The organism is Chryseobacterium vrystaatense, from assembly GCF_000737765.1.
Classification (GTDB): Bacteria; Bacteroidota; Bacteroidia; order Flavobacteriales; family Weeksellaceae; genus Chryseobacterium; species Chryseobacterium vrystaatense.
This window is the reverse complement of record NZ_JPRI01000001.1, coordinates 275,222-296,217: the sequence shown is the minus strand read 5'-3', so window position 1 is coordinate 296,217 and position 20,996 is coordinate 275,222. Positions and strand designations below refer to the sequence as shown.

General features: G+C 38.9%; 18 protein-coding genes and 1 riboswitch. All 18 genes read left to right on the top strand.

Translation table 11 applies throughout. The features are described from left to right. The first annotated feature begins 104 nt into the window (after nt 1-104). The 18 genes from IW16_RS01375 to IW16_RS01295 all read left to right on the top strand — a co-directional run bounded on the left by IW16_RS01375 (nt 105) and on the right by IW16_RS01295 (nt 20,986). Entirely contained in the window at nt 105-4,466 is a 4,362-nt protein-coding gene (locus IW16_RS01375) for a CusA/CzcA family heavy metal efflux RND transporter (protein ID WP_084694477.1), read from the top strand. Between the two features lies 1 nt (nt 4,467). Beyond that, nucleotides 4,468-5,727, top strand: coding sequence for an efflux RND transporter periplasmic adaptor subunit (locus tag IW16_RS01370; RefSeq protein ID WP_034738926.1), 1,260 nt, complete (start codon nt 4,468-4,470; stop codon nt 5,725-5,727). Nucleotides 5,728-5,736: 9 nt separating this feature from the next. Then, nucleotides 5,737-5,901, top strand: a complete 165-nt coding sequence (locus IW16_RS26495) for a hypothetical protein (protein WP_165571939.1) — start codon at nt 5,737-5,739, stop codon at nt 5,899-5,901. Then, nucleotides 5,858-6,739 carry a bestrophin family protein gene (locus IW16_RS01365; RefSeq protein ID WP_034738923.1) on the top strand — a complete coding sequence of 294 codons (882 nt, stop codon included), beginning with the start codon at nt 5,858-5,860 and terminating at the stop codon, nt 6,737-6,739. The genes IW16_RS26495 and IW16_RS01365 overlap by 44 nt, the downstream gene beginning before the upstream one ends. Nucleotides 6,740-6,759: 20 nt before the next feature. Continuing rightward, nucleotides 6,760-7,656, top strand: coding sequence for a cation diffusion facilitator family transporter (locus IW16_RS01360; RefSeq protein WP_034738920.1), 897 nt, complete (start codon nt 6,760-6,762; stop codon nt 7,654-7,656). Nucleotides 7,657-7,671: 15 nt separating this feature from the next. After that, nucleotides 7,672-8,091 carry a Fur family transcriptional regulator gene (locus IW16_RS01355; RefSeq protein WP_034740450.1) on the top strand — a complete coding sequence of 140 codons (420 nt, stop codon included), beginning with the start codon at nt 7,672-7,674 and terminating at the stop codon, nt 8,089-8,091. Nucleotides 8,092-8,135: 44 nt separating this feature from the next. Continuing rightward, entirely contained in the window at nt 8,136-10,100 is a 1,965-nt protein-coding gene (locus IW16_RS01350) for a heavy metal translocating P-type ATPase (protein ID WP_034738918.1), read from the top strand. Between the two features lie 159 nt (nt 10,101-10,259). Continuing rightward, nucleotides 10,260-10,655, top strand: coding sequence for a hypothetical protein (locus IW16_RS01345; protein WP_228376892.1), 396 nt, complete (start codon nt 10,260-10,262; stop codon nt 10,653-10,655). A gap of 156 nt (nt 10,656-10,811) precedes the next feature. Beyond that, on the top strand, nt 10,812-11,087 hold the full coding sequence (locus IW16_RS01340; protein ID WP_034738914.1) for a YHS domain-containing protein: 276 nt from the start codon (nt 10,812-10,814) through the stop codon (nt 11,085-11,087). Then, nucleotides 11,074-11,757 carry an SCO family protein gene (locus IW16_RS01335; protein ID WP_034738912.1) on the top strand — a complete coding sequence of 228 codons (684 nt, stop codon included), beginning with the start codon at nt 11,074-11,076 and terminating at the stop codon, nt 11,755-11,757. The genes IW16_RS01340 and IW16_RS01335 overlap by 14 nt, the downstream gene beginning before the upstream one ends. A gap of 172 nt (nt 11,758-11,929) precedes the next feature. Beyond that, entirely contained in the window at nt 11,930-12,604 is a 675-nt protein-coding gene (locus IW16_RS01330) for a superoxide dismutase (protein ID WP_034738910.1), read from the top strand. 3 nt (nt 12,605-12,607) lie between these two features. After that, nucleotides 12,608-12,976, top strand: a complete 369-nt coding sequence (locus IW16_RS01325; RefSeq protein ID WP_034738908.1) for a hypothetical protein — start codon at nt 12,608-12,610, stop codon at nt 12,974-12,976. A 265-nt stretch (nt 12,977-13,241) separates the two neighbouring features. Continuing rightward, on the top strand, nt 13,242-14,069 hold the full coding sequence (locus IW16_RS01320; RefSeq protein WP_051889824.1) for an MbnP family protein: 828 nt from the start codon (nt 13,242-13,244) through the stop codon (nt 14,067-14,069). Continuing rightward, complete coding sequence (locus IW16_RS01315; RefSeq protein WP_034738906.1) at nt 14,062-15,108, top strand: cytochrome-c peroxidase; 1,047 nt, start codon at nt 14,062-14,064, stop codon at nt 15,106-15,108. The genes IW16_RS01320 and IW16_RS01315 overlap by 8 nt, the downstream gene beginning before the upstream one ends. 11 nt (nt 15,109-15,119) lie before the next feature. Beyond that, the gene (locus IW16_RS01310) at nt 15,120-16,061 is read left to right on the top strand and encodes a transporter (RefSeq protein WP_034740446.1); all 942 of its coding nucleotides are present in this window, start codon (nt 15,120-15,122) and stop codon (nt 16,059-16,061) included. A gap of 244 nt (nt 16,062-16,305) precedes the next feature. Further along, a riboswitch (cobalamin riboswitch) is annotated at nt 16,306-16,490 on the top strand. A gap of 109 nt (nt 16,491-16,599) precedes the next feature. After that, the gene (locus tag IW16_RS01305) at nt 16,600-18,630 is read left to right on the top strand and encodes a TonB-dependent receptor plug domain-containing protein (RefSeq protein ID WP_084694476.1); all 2,031 of its coding nucleotides are present in this window, start codon (nt 16,600-16,602) and stop codon (nt 18,628-18,630) included. Further along, nucleotides 18,627-19,760 (top strand): YncE family protein, encoded by a 1,134-nt coding sequence (locus IW16_RS01300; RefSeq protein ID WP_034738905.1) that lies wholly within the window; start codon nt 18,627-18,629, stop codon nt 19,758-19,760. The genes IW16_RS01305 and IW16_RS01300 overlap by 4 nt, the downstream gene beginning before the upstream one ends. Nucleotides 19,761-19,774: 14 nt before the next feature. Then, the gene (locus IW16_RS01295) at nt 19,775-20,986 is read left to right on the top strand and encodes a hypothetical protein (RefSeq protein WP_034738902.1); all 1,212 of its coding nucleotides are present in this window, start codon (nt 19,775-19,777) and stop codon (nt 20,984-20,986) included. Nucleotides 20,987-20,996 lie beyond the last annotated feature (10 nt).

Genomic DNA, 20,996 nt, shown 5'->3' with positions numbered 1-20,996 from the left:
CTATTCATTGAACTTTGCAATTTCATTGCAGAGATTCCCGTGATATTTTTGTGCCGGCATTATTGCCGTGTACAGTTATTACCCATAAAAATTAAATACAGATCGTGTTAGATAAAATCATAAAATTCAGTATCAAAAATAAGGTGGTCGTTGGTATAATGACCCTGCTTTTGATCATATGGGGAGTGTGGAGTGCCACAAAACTTCCTATAGATGCTGTTCCTGATATTACCAATAATCAGGTACAGATCATTACTGCATGTCCTACACTGGCAGGACAGGAAGTAGAGCAGCTTGTGACCTTTCCCATAGAGCAGAGTATTGCCAATGTTCCGGACATCGAGGAAACTAGAAGTATCTCCAGATTCGGACTTTCCGTAATCACTGTAGTATTCAAAGAAAATGTAGATGTTTATTTTGCCAGACAGCTGATCAATGAACAGTTGAAACTGGCAGTGGAAGAGATTCCTAAAGGAGTTGGAACTCCTGAGCTTGCCCCTGTAAGTACAGGTCTTGGAGAAGTTTATCAGTATATTCTCCATCCCAAAAAAGGCAGTGAAAAAAAATATTCAGCGAAAGAACTCCGTACCATGCAGGATTGGATTGTCCGCAGACAATTGAACGGAACACCGGGGGTTGCTGAAATCAACAGTTTCGGAGGAGAATTGAAACAGTATGAAGTAGGCGTAAATCCTGACCGCCTTAAAGCAATGGGCGTAAGTATTTCCGATATTTTTACAGCTTTAGAAAAGAATAACCAAAATACCGGAGGTGCTTACATAGACAAAAAGCCGAATGCCTATTTTATCAGAGGAATTGGCTTTGTAACCTCGTTGGAAGATATTAAAAATATCTCTGTCAAAAATGAAACAGGAAGCGTTCCTATTTTTATAAAAGATGTGGCAGACGTACGTTTTGGAAGTGCTGTTCGTTATGGAGCACTGACTTATAACGGAAAGGTAGATGCGGTAGGTGGGGTTGTAATGATGTTGAAAGGTGCCAATAGTAACGATGTGGTTAGCCTTATTAAAGCTAAAATCCCAACCATCCAGAAATCGCTTCCTGATGATGTGGTCATAGAGCCCTTCTTAGATAGAACAGATCTGGTTGGAAGAGCCATCAATACGGTAGAGAAAAACCTGATAGAAGGTGCCCTGATCGTTATTTTCGTATTGGTCGTTTTCCTTGGAAACCTCAGAGCAGGACTTATTGTGGCTTCTGCCATTCCGCTGTCCCTGTTGTTTGCTTTGGGAATGATGAATGTTTTTGGGGTAAGTGCCAATCTAATGAGCCTTGGAGCTATAGATTTTGGCCTGATCGTAGATGGGGCGGTGATTATTGTCGAAGCCACTTTACATCATCTAGGTTTAAGGAAATCAGTGCGAAATCTTACTCAGAATGAAATGGATGAAGAAGTTTTCCTTTCGGCATCAAAGATAAGAAGCAGTGCCGCTTTTGGGGAAATCATTATCCTTATCGTTTATATTCCGATTCTTACATTAGCAGGAGTAGAAGGAAAAATGTTTACACCGATGGCGAAAACTGTTGGGTTTGCGATTTTAGGGGCTTTGATCCTTTCACTGACCTATATTCCAATGATGAGTGCTTTGTTTTTGTCTAAAAAAATCTCACATAAAGAAACTTTTTCAGATAAAATGATGAACTTCCTTCAGAAGATCTATCAACCGATGCTGCAGAAAGCGGTGAAAGTAAAATACATCATCGTTTCTGCCACGATTTTCATTTTCGTCATCAGTGCCTTTATTTTCAAAAATATGGGGGGCGAATTTATTCCGCAGCTGCAGGAAGGGGATTACGCATTCCACTGTATCCTGCCGCAGGGAAGTTCACTCAGCCAGAGTATCGAAACCTCCATGCAGGCTTCAAGAATTATCAAACAATTTGATGAAGTGAAAATGGTAGTAGGAAAAACCGGTTCCGCTGAGGTTCCGACCGATCCTATGCCTCCTGAAGCAACTGACCTGATTGTGGTATTAAAACCACAAAACGAATGGAAATCGAAAAAATCCTATACAGAACTGGCCGATGAAATAAGTGAGAAATTAGAAACGATTCCAGGTGTGTTTTTTGAAAAGAACCAGCCTATCCAGATGCGTTTCAATGAGCTGATGACCGGGATCAGACAGGACGTTGCTGTTAAAATTTTTGGTGAAAATCTGGATTCATTATCCATTTATGCAGATAAAGTAGGGAAAATCATTCAGACCGTTGACGGAGCCACTCCTCCTCAGATCGAAAGAATAAGTGGCCTTCCTCAGATCAATGTAGAATATGACAGAACGAGAATGGCCAACTATGGTTTAAATATAGAAAACGTCAATAATGCCGTAAGTACAGCCTTTGCCGGAAAAGCAGCCGGTCAGGTTTTTGAAAATGAAAGACGCTTCGATCTTGTGGTCCGTCTTGACAGCCTTCACAGAACCAATATCGATGATGTGAATAATTTAATGATCTCAACAGGTACGGGAGCGCAGATCCCGCTTTCTCAGGTTGCTAACGTCAGCTATAAACTGGGACCTGCACAGATTAGCCGTGAAGAGGGAAAAAGAAGAATCGTTATAGGTTTTAATGTTAAAGGTCGTGATGTACAAAGTGTCGTGAAAGATATTCAGACTAAGCTGGATCAACAGATCAAGTTGCCTTCAGGATATTACTTTACGTACGGAGGACAGTTTGAAAATCTGCAGGAAGCCAGCAAACGTCTTATGATCGCTGTTCCGGTTTCCCTGTTTCTGATCTTTATGTTACTTTATTTCACCTTCCACTCGTTTAAGCAGGCTGCATTGATCTTTACAGCCATTCCAATGAGTGCCATCGGAGGCGTGTTTGCTCTTCTCTTACGAGATATGCCGTTCAGTATCAGTGCCGGAATCGGGTTCATTGCTCTTTTCGGAGTCGCAGTTCTTAACGGAATTGTTTTGATCGGAACTTTTAACCAGCTTGAAAAAGATGGGGAAACAGATGTGTTGAAAAGAGTATATGAAGGAACAAAAACAAGATTGAGACCCGTTCTGATGACTGCAACGGTGGCTTCACTAGGATTTCTGCCGATGGCGATTTCTACGGGAGCTGGTGCTGAGGTACAGAAACCTTTGGCAACCGTAGTCATCGGAGGATTGGTAACCGCTACATTCCTAACCTTATTTGTACTTCCAATGCTCTATATTATCTTTAATTCAAAGATTTCAGGAAAGATGAATAAGATCAAACCGGTCACGACCATTCTTATTTTGGGGGTTTTAATGTTTGGACAGACATTTAAAGCCCAGACCCGTCAGGTTTCTGTGGAACAGGCAGTAGAAATGGCAGCTGAAAATAATTTAATGTTAAAGTCAAAAGAACTGAATATAAAATCTGCAGAAGCGCTTAAAGGAACAGCAAAAGAACTTCCCAAGCTGAATTTTGAAGCGCAGCTGGGACAGTACAACAGTCCTAAATTCGACCAGTCATTTGCCATTTCACAAAGTATTCCTTTTCCCACACTATTCAAAGCAAGGCGAGAATTGATTACAGAAAATATCAGAAGCAGACAGATCGATAAAGAAGTGTCGGCAAACGAGCTGACCAAACAGGTAAGGAGCTATTATTATCAGATCGAATACCTTCAGTACAATCAATTTAAACTGAAAGATCTCGACAGTCTTTATCAGGATTTTATCAGAATTGCCAGTGTAAGATTTAAAGCAGGAGATATCAAGAAGATTGAAATTAATACCGCAGAAACTCAAAAGGGAGAGATCAACCTTCTGCTGAAACAGAATGAGGTCTATTTAAAGAATGCCTATAAGAATTTAAAGACATTGCTAAATACTTCTGAAGATCTTGAAGTTCCTTTTAAAAGGGACTACGAGCCTTTGAGAACAGAAAATATTCTTGACAGTTCATCTGTAGCAAATAATCCGTCCGTTAAAGCTTTCTATCATGAAATGGAAATCGCCGAAAAGAATAAAAATGTAGAAAAATCACAGGGGCTTCCGGAATTCAGTTTGGGACTGACAAGCCAGTCACTGATTGGTTTTCATACCAAAAACGGACAGGAGAAATTCTATAATGCAGGCGATCGATTCAATTCATTCTCTGTTGGCGTTGCTATTCCTTTGACATTCGGAGCCACAAAAGCAAGAATGCAGTCTTTGGAATATGAAAAGCTAGCCGCTGAAACCAATGCCAAAATGCAGCAAAAGCAACTTTCAACACAATTGGATAATGCTCTTGGTCAGTATCAGCAGGATATACAGCAGTATGAGTATTATGTAAGTCAGGCTATTCCTAACGCAGAGAAAATCGTAAAAGCAGCTCAGTTAGGGTACAAAACAGGGGAGATCTCTTATGTAGAATATCTTTTTGCCCTGCAGACCGCCACCAATATTCAGTTAAAATACTTAGAATCCATTCAACAGGTTAATCAATCTGTGGTTACCATTAATTCAATCATCAATAAATAACATGAAACTAAAGCACAATATCATATATCTGACCGTCACCGCCTTTTTACTCATAAGCTGTGGAAAAAAAGAAACGCCGAAAGAAACTCCCGAAGTAAAAACAGAAAAAACGGAAGCCGGTCATGAAGAATCACCACAGACTATTGCTTCATTAACGGAAGAACAGATCAAGTCGGTTGGGATATCTCTGGGCCCGCTGGAAATGAAAGAACTTACTTCCACAATCAAAGCGAACGGTCTTTTGAGAGTTCCCAATAATAATAAAGCCACCATCACTTCCCTGTATGGAGGAGTGATCAAAACCCTTAATGTACAGGTAGGAAGCATTGTTAAAAAGGGACAGGTAATTGCAACCATAGCAAATCCGGAGTTTATCCAGCTTCAGGAAGATTATCTGACGACGAACAGCAGAATTACCTATGCAGAACAGGAATACAGAAGACAAAAAGAACTGTTCGACAATGATGCAGGGGCAAAGAAAAATCTTCAGAGTTCAGATGCAGAACTGAAAACATTGAGAACAAGGAGAGCCTCTCTTCTAAGACAGCTTCAGATGATGGGAATAAGCCCCGGCAAAGTTAATAATTCAAATATGAGATCAGGGTTGGTTATTACAGCACCGATCAGTGGAACAGTCAGCAGTATTTCAGCACAGATTGGAAGTTATGTCGATGTTTCGTCACCTGTGGCTGAGATTATTGATAACAATTCCATCCATCTGGATCTGCAGGTCTTTGAAAAAGATCTTCCCAAAATGAGAGTTGGGCAGATTGTTCATTTCAAACTGACCAATAATCCCGAAACGGAATATGATGCAATGGTATACAGTGTAGGATCTTCTTTTGAAAACGAAAGTAAAACGGTTTCTGTACACGGCACGGTGACTGGAAACAAGGCGGGTCTGATCGACGGAATGAATATCACCGGTATCGTAAGTCTTGATAAAAATACAACACCTGCTGTTCCTGCCGAAGCTATCGTAGAAGCCGATGGAAAATATTATGTCTTTATCCGCACAGATAAAAAAGCTGAAGAGCATGCAGAAGAGTCCGGAGACGATCATAAAAATGAAAAAGAAGAACCTGCCGAACATAAAAAGACTTTGAACTTCGAAAAGATAGAAGTGATAAAAGGAACATCCGATATGGGATATACGGCGATAACGCCTGTTGGGAAAATTCCTGCAGATGCAAGAATTGTAGTAAAAGGAGCCTTTTTTGTAAACGCAAAACTTTCCAATTCAGGGGAGCATGAGCATTAAAATCGGGAAATGATTACTGATTACAGAAGCAGACCGGAAGAAGTACCGATTTTTATGTTTAATTTAGAGGTACTTACGGTAAATGTTCAGGATCAGATAGGCAAGAAACAATCTAATACCTTATTCACTTATGCTGCTAAACAAGAAAATATCCATCTGGTATTTCATCCGTGAAATAAAAAACCAGATCCTGTATATGGGAATATTTGCTGTATCCATAGGACTATTAGACCTTCTCCCATGGTTCCGCAAGATTTCCCTTCCGCTCAATATTCCTGCTCTTTTAGGAACGGCAGTTTCATTACTACTCGCTTTTCGGACTTCGCAGTCCTATGAAAGATGGTGGGAAGCGAGAACGGTTTGGGGGGCTATAGTGAATGATTCAAGGACATTGATAAGACTGATTATTCAGTTTTTTCCTGGAGGAGAAGATAAAATGATAAAGGAATTTGCAGAACGACAGATTATCTGGACTTATGCACTCGGACAGTCTTTGAGACGACAGCCATTCTCAGATCGAGTTCAGAAATACCTGGATGAGCATCAGATCAAAGCGGCCAATATTCCGAATGCCCTTTTAGATGCCCATTCTCAACAGCTTAAAGAGGCTGCTTCGTCAAAAGGCTTAACAGACTTTCAGCAGATGCAGCTGAATGATATTATCACCAGACTCTGTGACAGTATGGGAAAATGTGAGAGACTGAAAAATACAGTTTTTCCAAGGTCATACAGTATTTTGCTGCATACCCTGATCTACGTTTTTGCGGCCATACTTCCTTTTGGACTGGACGATTCCCAGTTGGCCGTTGAAATCATTGTAACATTCCTTATTCCGGTAATGTTTCTTGCCATCGAGAAAACATCCATCATTATGCAGGATCCATTTGAAAACGGACCTGTCGATACACCTGTGACCGCTTTGGCACAGACCATCGAAATTAATATCAGACAGATGACAGGAGACGAGAATGTTCCTGCCAAAAAAGATAATTCTTTGTATTACGAAATGTGATCCATTAAAATTTCAAAAACATGGAAGAAATAAAAACACAGACAGGTTCACCCGCAAGCAGACATAAAAAGAATCTCATTTTTGTCCTGCTGCTAAGCGGAACTTATATGATTGCTGAGGTTATTGGAGGTGTAATCACTCAAAGCCTGGCACTAATGGCTGATGCCGCACATATGCTGACCGATGTGGTCGGGTTACTTTTGGCACTGATCGCCATTAAAATAGGAGAAAGAAAAGCAGATACTTCTAAAACATTCGGGTATTACAGAACGGAAATATTGGCCGCAGTAATCAATGCTGTTGTATTGCTTGGTATTTCACTGTATGTGCTGTATGAAGCATACCAAAGATTTCAGAATCCTCCGGCAGTTCAGAGTAAAACAATGTTGATTGTAGCAGGAATAGGACTTGTTGTCAACATTATCGGAATGATGATCCTGAGAAAAGACTCTGAAGGAAGCCTGAATATGAAAGGTGCTTATTTTGAAGTACTTTCTGATATGCTAACTTCTATTGGAGTGATGATTGCAGGAGTTATTATGCTGACAACAGGTTGGTATTATGCAGATCCGATCATTTCAGCAGCTATTGGACTTCTGATTTTCCCCAGAACATGGCGTTTACTCAAAGAAGCCGTTAATGTTTTATTGGAGGGAACTCCGAGAGATGTTGATATCCACCAGTTGCGGAAATCATTAGAAGAAGTTCAGGGAGTAAAAGACGTTCATGATCTTCATGTATGGTCCCTGACATCAAGTGTTAATGCAATGAGTGCGCATATTGTCAAGGATCAGGGAACTGTTCAGAATCAATTGTTGAAAACCTTAACAGAAGCAGTAACTCAAAATTTTAAAATCAGTCATACTACTTTTCAGATTGAAGAGGAAGGCTATGAAGAACAGGAAGTACATCTTTAAAAATGAATGTTAAAAATGAAAAAAGACATAGAAACCAAACTTATCGATAAAAACACCAAGCCTACCAGCATGAGAATATTGGTGTATGATTTTTTGAGTACACAGGAAGCGGCATTGTCCCTTTCTGAAGTGGAAAATCATTTTGACAATGCAGACAGAACTACTATCTACCGGACCCTGAAGACCTTTGAAGAAAAAGGAATTGTCCACAGTATACAGGAAAATACAACAACAAAATATAAATTGTGTGATGACGGCTGTAACGAAACAACACACAAAGACTGGCATCTCCACTTCTACTGTAAAATATGCAAACAGACCACCTGCAGAGAAGATATTTCTTTTCCTCAAAATGTTCAGACCAATTTCCGGATTGATGAAATAAGGCTGTTTGCCAAAGGAATCTGCGAAAACTGTCTCGAAAGTTTGCAATAGTATTGCATTCAGTTTAACCCTAATTTTACATCAAAATAGTATTTATGGAAGAATGTTGCAGTACAAAACCTAAAAAGAAAGAACAGCATACACATGATCATTCCGAAGGACACGGGCATGATCATTCTCACGATACAGGAGACAAAACAGTTTTTCAAATGTTTCTTCCTGCCATCATCTCTTTCCTGTTATTACTGATAGGAATAGCATTGGATAATTATATACAGACAGAATGGTTTAAGGGCTGGGTACGTTTGGTATGGTATCTGGCAGCATATATCCCGGTAGGTTTTCCTGTTTTAAAGGAAGCTTATGAAAGCATTGTGCATGGTGATGTGTTCTCCGAGTTTTTCCTGATGGGAATAGCTACAGTAGGAGCATTTGCCATTGGTGAATATCCGGAAGGTGTTGCAGTAATGCTCTTCTATTCTGTAGGGGAAGTATTCCAGGCAATGGCGGTTACAAGAGCAAAAGGAAATATCAAAGCCTTGCTGGATCAGCGTCCTGATGAGGTGACTGTCATTGAAGGCAGCCAGCCGAAAACGATTAAAGCTAAAGAATCCAAAATAGGAGATATTGTTCAACTGAAGCCTGGTGAAAAACTGGCTCTGGATGGTGAACTGATCACGGAATCAGCGTCATTTAATACAGCGGCCTTAACCGGAGAAAGCAAACCGGATACTAAAACGAAAGGAGAAACAGTACTGGCAGGGATGATCAATATGAACAATATTGCTCTCGTGAAAGTCAATACCGCTTATGAAGACAGCAAGCTGAGTAAAATTTTAGAGATGGTGCAGAATGCAACGGCCCAGAAAGCTCCGACTGAATTATTCATCAGAAAATTTGCTAAAGTATATACACCGATTGTTGTTTTCCTTGCCATCGGAATCTGTCTTCTTCCGTACTTATTTGTAGATGACTATCAGTTCAGAGACTGGCTGTACAGAGCACTGGTTTTCCTGGTTATTTCTTGTCCGTGTGCATTGGTGATCTCTATTCCTTTAGGTTATTTTGGGGGAATTGGTGCAGCGAGCAGAAATGGTATTTTGTTTAAGGGAAGCAACTTTTTGGACAGTATCGCAGAAATCCAGAATGTCGTGATGGATAAAACCGGGACGATGACAGAAGGCGTATTCAAAGTACAGGAAGTTAACATCCAGCCTGATTTCAATAAAGAAGAGATCCTCAAACTCGTCAATACTTTGGAAAGCAAAAGTACCCATCCTGTAGCCACAGCAATCCACAATTATGCAGGCGAGATCGATCATTCTGTTCCGCTGGAAAATGTAGAAGAAATTGCCGGACATGGTTTGAAAGCTTCAGTCAATGGAAAAGAATTATTGGTAGGTAATTTTAAGCTGATGGATAAATTCGGTATCAGCTATGATATCAACCATTCCAATATTGTTTATACACTCATTGCTATAGCTTACGATAAAAAGTTTGCGGGGTATATCACCATTGCAGACAGTATAAAAAGTGATGCCAAAGAAACCGTTGACCGTCTGCACCGGATGGGAGTAAAAGCAACCATGCTGAGCGGTGATAAAAGTACTGTTGTAAAATATGTAGCAGACCAACTGGGTATTGATAGTGCTTTTGGAGATCTTCTTCCCGAAGACAAAGTGAATAAAGTAAAAGAAATCAAATCGAAAAATCAAACTGTGGCCTTTGTAGGAGATGGCGTTAATGATGCTCCCGTAGTCGCACTCAGCGATGTGGGAATTGCCATGGGCGGACTGGGAAGTGATGCTACAATTGAAACAGCAGACGTTGTCATTCAGGATGACAAACCAAGCAAAATTCCGATGGCAATCAACATTGGTAAACAGACCAAGAAAATTGTATGGCAGAATATTGTTTTGGCCTTTGCTGTAAAAGCTATTGTCTTAGGTCTTGGAGCCGGCGGTTTAGCAACGATGTGGGAGGCTGTATTTGCTGATGTAGGGGTAGCGATGCTGGCCATCTTAAATGCAGTGAGAATCCAGAGAATGAAGTTTAGTTAATTCATCTATTTAAAATAAAAACACCCAACCCTTATAGATTCTCAAAATCTATAAGGGTTTTTTATCACAATAAAAAGTTTGTTCGCGTAACCCGAACCTCGTAACTCAAACACCAAAAATATTCAATGACATTCATCATAAATAATACATATACTCAATTTGAGTAGTATATTTGTAAAACAGAACAGATCATTGAGATTTTTTATTTCCATATTCATCATTTTTACCATAGCATTACGCCCAGTTTTGCCGTTGGTAAACTATGCCGTGAACTATGATTACATTGTAAAAAATCTCTGCGAAAAGAAAGATGTTCCTCAGTCGACCTGTAAAGGTAAATGCTACGTCAGCAAAGAACTTGCGAAAACAGAAAAGCAGTCCAATAATTCTCAGGTGATTAAAATATCTGTACTGGATGTTTTTGTTTCCCACGAAACCCTTATGTTTTCTGATCAGAAAGAAATGGATAGCAGATCTAAAACCATCTATTCAACTTATACAATTGATCACAATTCAGAGTATTTTTCAAGAATATTCCATCCGCCTCTGGTCTGAATTTCAACTATTCTTTTAGTTTTTTTCGTCAGAATGTCTTCGGATTTTATAGCTTAATGTTTTTTTTAAAGAACTTGCTTTAAAAAACGTTGGTTATTTTGCGTTAAAATTCCGTTTACACATTTATAATACTATCAATTTCAATTTAAAATTAAAATGAAATCAAAAATTATTTTGACTGCATTGTTGTCAGTATCATTATTGGCCTGTGGTCAGGAAACGCCTAAAGTAAAGCATAAAAAGAGCACTTCGTCTTCAAAATCCAATGTAAAAAAAGTGAAATTTGCCAATGCGGAAGATCCCATTTGTCATATGAAAACAGAAGACGATATGAAAGATACTGCAGTCTATAAAAATAAAACGTACGGTTTTTGCAGTAGCTACTGTAAGGACGAATTCAAAAAAAATCCTGAGAAGTATGCCCAAAAATAATAAGACCAAAACTGGCGCAAAAAGAAAGGTAATTGTTCCTATTGCAATTTTTGCCCTGCTGTTTCTGGGAATAGGGGTAGGAATGGGATACTTTAAAAAGAATCTGTATACCGTAATGAAGGTTCCGGATTTTGAACTCACCGACCAGAACAATAAGAAGATTACCAATAAAGACATGCTTGGAAAAGTATATCTGGTAGAATTCTTCTTCAGCAGATGTCCTACGATATGTCCGGTGATGAACCGCAATATGAGATTTATTGAAGATGAGGTCAATAACCCCGAATTTGGGATTATTTCAATAAGTATTGATCCCGAAAATGATACCCCGGCTGCGTTAAAAGACCATGCTAAAAGTGTTGGAGCCAAATCCCCGGACTGGCATTTCCTTACCGGAGACAGAGACTACATCGGAAAGCTTGCAGACCAGTTCAATATCTATGTAGGAGACAAGGAGGATGACAGCGAAAGCCTTAATCACAGCGGAATGATCGCTCTTGTAGATAAAGAAGGAAATATCCGCTGCAGATACAATAAAGATAAAATGCCCATCCTGTATTACTCAGGCCTGAATTATGAAGATCCGGAAGGAAAGACTCCGAAACTTACCGGGAAGTATCATCCTGACCGGGAAATTTTGATCGAAGATATTAAGAAATTATTGAAGTAGATGATAAAGGAAGATGAAAGTGAATGATGCCGGAATAATGAATGGAAGTTGATGACTATAAGATTCGAATGAAGTAGTAAGAGAGAAGAGATTAATCTTTAAAATAACTTCGTGCTTCCATCTTCCTTTTTATAAAAACAAAAATATTGTTAAACCATAAAAACAAAACGTTATGAAGATTTTGAAAATAGCAGCTTTAAGTGCCGTATTTGCCGCACAGTTTGCTTTCGCACAGTTTAAGCAGACTCCGCTTCCTTATGCATACAATGCACTGGAAGGATCGGTTGACGCGCAGACTATGGAAATTCACTATTCAAAGCATGCGGCAGCGTATGTTGCCAATTTGAATAAAGCAATCGCAGGAACGCCTCAGGAGAAGCAGACCCTGTTCCAGATTCTTTCAGGAGTTTCTAAACTTACGCCGGCGGTAAGAAACAATGCTGGAGGTCATTATAACCATGAGCTTTTCTGGACTGTTCTTACCCCCGTAAAAAACACACAGCCTTCTGAAAAGTTAGCCAAAGCGATTACTGAAACTTTCGGAAGCATGGATGCATTCAAAGAAAAGATCAGCAAGGCAGGTGCAGACCGTTTCGGTTCAGGATGGGCTTGGCTTTCTGTGGATAAGAGCGGAAAACTATTCGTATCTTCTACAGCAAACCAGGATAATCCTCTAATGGATGTGGTAGAAGAGAAAGGAACGCCTATTTTAGGAATTGATGTTTGGGAACATGCTTATTACCTGAAATACCAGAACAAGAGAGCAGATTATCTTACTGCAATCTGGAATGTGCTTAACTGGAAAGAGGTAAGCAGAAGATATGATGAAGCGGTAAGCAAAAAATAACAGATGAATTTAATTTGCAGCATATTCCTTACTCTTTATATGGTGTTCAGACCTCTGATCCCACTGATGGAGTATGCTGTAAATTATAATTATATATCCACTGTTCTATGTATCAACAAAAGCAAGCCGGAGTTCCACTGTAACGGAAAATGCTACTTAAGCAAAGAACTTGCTAAGACGAATGATTCTGACTCTTCGCCTTTAAACAAAACTAAAAATTCCGGACAGAAACTTCTTGATACCTGCACACTTCCCAACATTACAGGGATTCAAAAAGCAGAAGAGTTTCTTTCTCCAAATTTTAATTTTCTCTACGAAACAGCGTATTCTTTTCTGTTTCTGAAACATATTTTCAAACCACCGGTTTTTTAAGTTCATTTTTTAATCATTACAAAACCACAAAAAGCATAAAGACTTTTCTTAAGCAATAGGTAACGCCTGCTATGTAAAATGAGTAGGTAAGACTAATGTTACATAAAATAAATCAAAGATTTTCTAAAGCTTAAATGTCCTTATATGCAGTTTTCAATACACTTTAAATAACTAAAGTGTCAAAAACTTTTGTGGTCAAATAATATTGAATGTCCACTCATTCAAAAGCATTTCTATTTCAAAAAATTTAACTTAAAAAATCAAAATGAAAATTTATAAATTTTTATCATTATTCTTTATTGCCTTTAATATATTCACGCTATCATCATGTAAGAACAATGATGACGATGATCCGCAGGATATTACAACAGGAAACCTTCAGATCAAATTTGAAAACGGGTTTAATAATCTTGGGGATATAGTATTAAACCAAACCGTTCAGACTTCTGCAGCCGGGCAGAAGCATAATTTCTCAGCTGTAAAATATGTGGTAAGCAATATTACACTGATTGATGAAAGCGGAAACGAATTCAGGTACAATGAAAATAACCCGGATAAAGGTGCTTTTATCATAGACCAGGCAGATGCATTAGCCGGAGTGATTTATATCGATCTGAATGGTATTCCGAAAAATAACTATAAAAAAGTAAAATTCGGACTTGGAATCAGTCAGAAGGCTTACCTGCTGGGACAGGACGGTCAGGCAGAATTCTGGACGAAAGCTAAACAGAAGGGGATGTCATGGTCCTGGGCGGCTGGTTATGTTTTTGTAAAACTGGAAGGAAAATACGGAACTGCTTCACCGGATACTGAATTTATGAACCATACCGGTAATATGGGAAATGTAATCGCTAATAATACTCCCGATCTTTACCGGGAAATTACGTTGAATCTTCCTACAACTGCCAGAGTAACAGCACAGATAAAACCTTCTATTCATATTCTTGCTGATCTCAACCAGTTTCTGAGCGGCAGTAAAATACTTTCTCTTACAACGGAAAATAACATGATGATGGGATCAAGCCAGCATCTTGTGGATGTTACCAATAATCTTACAACAATGTTTAAAGTAGATCATGTACACAATGATTAGGTTTTTATTAAAGATGATGCTCATTGTCATAACTTTTTTAAGTTGCCTTTCCTGTTCAGATGAGGTTATTCAGCCGTTGGAAAAAGATGAAGCCTACTCCCTGCAGTTTCCTTCTTATTTTCCTGAAATGACATTTGATGCTTCCGGAAATCCGGTTACTAAAAATGGAGTAGAGCTTGGACGGAAATTATTTTATGAAGGAAGGCTTTCCAGAAATAACACCATATCATGCGGGTTCTGTCATATTCAGGAAAATGCGTTTACCCATCACGGACATACCGTAAGCCATGGAGTAGATGACAGGATAGGTATAAGAAATGCTCCGGCCATTCAAAATATGGCATTCCTGAAACGGTATATGTGGGACGGGGTAATCCATAATCTGAACGAACAGCCAATCATCCCGATTACCGATGTTAATGAAATGGACAGTTCAATGCCTGAAGTGATTTCTAAATTAAAAGATGACCAGAAATATAAAAAACTTTTCATGGCAGCTTATGGTGATGAAAGTATAACAGGTGAAAGAATATTAAAAGCGTTGTCTCAGTTTATGGCAAGCATGATCTCGGCTGATGCGAAGTATGACAGGGTCAGACAGGGAAAGGAAAGTTTTACCTCTGAGGAATCTCAGGGAAAGGTTCTTTTTAATCAGAAATGTACATCCTGCCACAATGGAGAATTATTTACCGATGAGAGTTTCAGAAACACAGGAATGTACTACAATACACAGTTCAAAGACGCAGGACGTTACCGGGTAACCCTTGATCAGAATGACTGGATGAAATTTCGTGTACCAAGCCTGAGAAATATTGAATACACCGCACCTTATATGCATGATGGAAGATTTTATACACTGAATGCCGTTCTTAATTTTTATTCAGACAATGTAGAGGATAATGCCAATCTTGATCCGCAGCTGAAACAGAACGGACATATCGGAATTTCAATGAATGCATCGGAAAAGCAACTTATTATCGCCTTTCTGAAAACCTTATCGGATAAAAACTTTATTTCTAATCCAAAATTTGCAGAATGATTATCATGAACATGAAAAAAATAATTTTTATAATAAGTTTAGCTTTATCAGGGATCTGTCAGGCTAAAACCATCAACGACAGTATTGATATCGCAGATGATATTGACAGGATTATATGGGATGACTGTGATGCCTGCGGATGCGCAGCAGGAAATGGTTCCTCAGGTTTTGAGTCTCTCCTGAATCCCCAGTTTATCGGGATTAAGTATTTTGCCCAGCATTATAAGGCAAAGGAAAATCTTTTTGTAAAAGATCTTACTCAGGACCAGTATTTCAATACCCTTCAGATTTGGGGGAAAATTCCATTGACAGAAAAACTGAGTGTGTATGCCAGTCTGCCGTTTCATTTTCACGAGAAAAAAACCATGCAGGGCGATATCAACATTAACGGTATCGGAGATCTGAACCTGATGGGAATCTACCGGATCATCGGTTCCAAAAATAATTTTCATCAGCTTAACGGTGGTTTGGGGGTGAAGATGCCTTTAGGAAAATTTGATGAAAAAGGAGCTTCAGGTGTCAATCCCAGTTTTCAGCTGGGGACGGGCAGCTGGGATTATCAGGCAGCCATTAATTACAAATTTCAAAAGAATAAAATAGCAGTGCTCGTTAATACCGATTATACCGTCAAAACAGAGAACAAAAAACATTACCGTTTTGGAAATCAATGGAATTATGCGGCCACTGGGTTTTATCAGATTGCTGGAAATGAAAAGTCCATTTTCTCTGCAAAAGCCGGACTTCAGGGTGAAGTGTATGATAAAAATAAACAGTTCAACGAAATACTGCCCAATACAGCGGGAAGTGCCCTGTATGGAAAGCTTGGTTTTGAAGCTTCCTATAAAAAATTCAGTTTAGGAGGTGAAGTAATGCTGCCTGCCTATTCCAATCTGGCTGGGGGAGATATAGAAGCGAAGTCAAGATTGAGTGTTTTCATCAATTTTGGAATTTAATCAGAAATGGAATAAAGATTTCGGAAGCTGAACTCTCGGTTTTGTTTCAGGAAATTAATGTTAGACTTTTTAACCTTATAGATTTTTAAAATCTGTAAGGTTTTTTCTTAGTATCTCATTTAATATTTTTCTTAAAAAGACTGATGCTTTCAGTGATTTAATGGTGTGGAAACTGGGGGTGACTAGTTTTTATCCTGTTGAAAATTAATTTATTAAGTCTGTTATTGCATGTGTTAATAATTTTCTATCTTTGCCGCAATCTGGTGCGCTTTAAAAAGCACTTAAAAGGGAATCCGGTGAAAATCCGGAACAGACCCGCTGCTGTAAGCTCCACATCAAAATTTTTGAAGAGTATATCCACTGTTTTTTAATGGGAAGGATTTCAAAAATGGAGTAAGTCAGAAGACCTGCCGGAGGATGAACGTTTGATGCTTTCGTGGAATAAAGCTTAGGACAACAAGGATTCTGTGCAGAAACAGCTGTGCTTTATCTTTGCTATCTTATATCCATTAGCGTCAGTATTATTCTAAATGAGCTAATGGTCAGAAAATTTACTGCTTTACATTTAAAAAAAGGCGTTATCACATTATTTGTGGCAGCATCTCAACTTATATTCTCACAATCCACAGACACGATCCGGGAGAAAACCATTCTTCCCATTCATATTTACAAAAAAGATTTTAAAGAAATTCTTCCTGCCCAGGTATTATCAGGAGAACAGCTTGAAAGACTGAACAGCCAGTCGGTGGCAGATGCTTTACGGTATTTTTCGGGTGTTCAGATTAAAGATTATGGCGGTATGGGCGGATTGAAAACTGTCAATATCAGAAGTATGGGCAGCCAGCATGTAGGTGTTTTCTATGACGGGGTTCAGTTGGGAAATGTGCAGAATGGAATTGTGGATCTGGGTAAGTTTTCATTGGATGATCTTGAATCGGTGTCATTATACAATGGTCAAAAGAGTGATATTTTCCAGCCTGCAAGAGACTTCGGCTCTTCAGGATCTATTTACCTGCAGCCTAAAACACCCGTGTTTAAAGGAAATCAAAAAACAAACCTGAATGTAAAACTGAAGTTGGGCTCCATCAGTCTGTTTAATCCATCGTTCCGTTTGGAACAGAAAGTTTCGGATAAAGTTTCGGCAGCTTTCAGTTCAGAGTTTGTACAGAGTGACGGAATGTATAAGTATAAATACCAGAAGAAAAATTCTGATGGTTCTATTGCCAATGATACCATTGCCAGAAGATATGATTCCTATATCCGGGCTAAACGTTTCGAAACCAGCTTAAACGGTATTATTAACGATGGAAGCTGGAGCGTACGGGGTTATGGCTATATTTCAGATCGTGGGATTCCTACAGCCGTTGTAAGGAATGATTTTGGACCTAAAGGACAGCAGATGCTGGACGAAAATTACTTTGTTCAGGCCAGTTTCAGGAAAAAGCTGTTTCCAAAATTTGAAACCCAGGTAAAAGCGAAATTCGCGTACGATTATACCCGGTTTTTAGATACGGTTAATGTGGGGACCACAGCTCTGCCAATAGATAATTCGTATGTTCAGAGAGAACTTTATCTGTCTACATCCAATATGTATTCTATTAACAAAAACTGGGATGTAAGTGCAAGTTTTGACTTTCAGTATAATAATCTGGATGCAAGTCTGAGGGATTTCTCATATCCTGTCCGCTATACCTCAATGCTGGCTTTTGCTACCACCTATCAATGGAACAGGTTTAAGTTTTTGGGAAGCGTTCTCGGAACTTTTGTCCACGAAAATGTAAAAATGAATGCCAAGTCTCCAGACAAAACAGAATGGACACCTTCCGCATTTCTGAGTTATCAGCCTTTTGCTTCAAAAGAATTAACGGTGCGGGCTTTTTATAAAAGAGTTTTCAGAATGCCGACTTTCAATGATCTGTACTACACCATGATCGGAAATACAATGCTGAAACCTGAGTATACCAGCCAGTACGACATAGGATTTACCTATCAGAAACTTTATGATCATAGGATTTTTAAAGGAATTTATGTGAAGGTGGATGGGTATTATAATGAGGTTGAAGACAAAATTGTTGCAGTTCCTACCACCAATCTCTTCAGATGGATGATGACCAATCTGGGTGATGTGAAAATTATTGGTGCAGACATTAATGTGCAGGCAGAATTTGATATCAATACAATTAAACTAAAACCTTTGGTAAGCTATACTTATCAGAGAGCAGGAGATTATACCGATAAAAAAGAAAGCTATTACGGAGACCAGATTCCTTACGTGCCATGGCATGCTGTAACTTTTACCATGATGGCAGATTACAGAGACTGGAGTTTCAACTACAGTTTTATGTACACCGGAGAACGTTATGACGCACAGCTGAATAATATCCGGGCCAATTATCTTCAGCCGTGGTATACACATGATGTATCCATTCAGAAAAAATTCAATTGGCATTCTCATCAGATCAAGGCTGGTTTTGAGGTCAATAATCTCCTCAATCAATATTATGACGTGGTAAGGAATTATCCGATGCCCGGAAGAAATTTTAAACTTATTGTAAGCTTTACATTATGAAAAAACTAAACTTTTGCCTGCTGGCTTTAACCCTCTTATTTCTGGTCTCATGCCGTACGGACGATTATGTGATTCCTTCAGAGAAAAAAGAGGTAAGTAACGGAGAAGATACACCCATCAAAGGTTTTTATCTTTTGAACGAAGGGAATATGGGGAGTAATAAATGCACCTTAGATTATTTCGATTATGCTACCGGAACCTATCACAAAAATATTTATGCTGAGATCAATCCGGGTGTCGTAAAGGAATTGGGAGATGTAGGAAATGACATTATGATCTACGGAAGCAAAATGTACGTAGTGGTAAATGCGTCCAATACCATTGAGGTACTGGATGCTAAAACAGCAAAGCGTATCAAGACTATACAGCTGCAAAACTGCCGTTATATGTCTTTTAAAGGAAATAAAGTCTACGCCAGCAGCTATGCCGGCCCGATTGATCTGAATCCAAATTCCCCGCCCGGAAAAGTAGTGGAAATCGATACTGCTTCACTGTCTATACAGAGACAGGCGGTTGTAGGTTATCAGCCTGAGGAAATGGAAATTATCGGCGATCAGCTTTATGTAGCCAATTCCGGAGGATACATGTACCCCAATTATGATAAAACGGTTTCTGTGATTGACCTTAATAGTTTTACAGAAACTAAAAAAATTGATGTGGCGATCAATCTTCATCGACTTCAGAAAGACAATTACGGAGACCTTTATGTGAGTTCCAGAGGAGATTATTACAACATTCCATCCAGTCTGTTTCTCGTAGATGCCGCAACAGGAGTGGTAAAAAAAGATTTTCATGTGGCAGTCAGCGGAATGACGATCGTCAATGATAAACTGTACTACTATGGAAATGAATTTAATTATACAACGCATTCTTACACTAAAACTTTCGGGATCATTGACGTAAAGACAGAACAGGTCATTGCCACTAAAATTATTGATCAGCAATATGTTGATGAGATCAAAGCACCTTATGGGATAGCGGTCAACCCTTATTCAGAAGACATCTATATTACCGATGCAAGAAACTATGTGACTACCGGATATGTATACTGTTTCGACAAGAGTGGAAAATTCAAGTGGAAGACTGAAGGAGGGAATATCCCTGCCCATTTTACTTTTTTATATAAATAATTTGAATCAAAAAAATGGAAAGAAAAACTGGACATATTCTAAAAACGATTCTTCTCTCTTCAGTTCTTTTAGGAACTGCAGCCTGTAAGAGTGATACTGAAGAAGTGGTGGAAGAGATCACTTTTCCTGCAGAAGTACTTAAAGAATCTTACACTATTGACCGTCTGAAGATTTTAAATATTGATCCTCAAATTACGGGAAAGTTAACCTGGAGTATCAATGATTCTATTATTTCTGAACACCTTGACCTTGATTTTCTAAGCGCTGTTGCAGCCACCTACCCTTTAACCCTAAAGGTAGAAGTGAAAGGTGTGGTGAAAACCTATCAATCCTCTATCATCGTAAAACAGGAACAGGTTCCATACAGCAAGTATATTGCTAATGTATTTGAATACCGTCCTTCAGTGGGACAGTTTATGAACGTAACGCCTGAATATCTTCCGGGATATACAGCCGATGATATGCTTGCCAAAGCTAAAGATTACATAGTAGGAGGCAATTCTACTATGATTTCTCTGGGTGGTTTTGGAGGATATGTCACCTTTGGTTTTGATCATACTATTCCGAACCTTGATGGAAGGGATTTTAAAATTCTCGGAAATGCCTTTTGGGGAAATGAAGCTCTTGAGGCACGTTCAGGATCATGTGAACCCGGAATTATTATGGTGGCCTATGATAAAAATAGAAACGGCAAACCTGATGATAATGAATGGTATGAAATTGCCGGAAGTGAATATTTTAAAAACACAACAGTAAAAAACTACAGCATCACTTACTTCAAGCCAAATGAGACTAAACCACCTGTTCTGGGAAGCGAAGGCTGGCAATATGATGTAGAGTACTTAAAGTGGCAGGATAATATGGGAAATTCAGGATATAAAACAAAGAATAGTTTCAACAGCCACAACAGCTATTATCCTTTATGGATTTCTGATCCGTTGTCTATTTTTTCAGGGACAAAGATTCAGAATAATTATTATGATCAGAGTGGAAACGGAACCTATTGGGTAGGTAAATCCTATGATTATGGGTACGCCGACAATGCTCCGAACAATGATGAAGCATCCAATATTGATATTGCATGGGCTGTAGACAAGGCAGGTAATTATGTAAAACTTCCGGGAATAGACTTTATAAGGGTACATACCGGTGTTAATCAGGAAGCCGGTTGGCTGGGCGAAGTATCTACGGAAGTAGCCGGCGCTTATGACCTTCACCTTAAATAAAATTCAACAA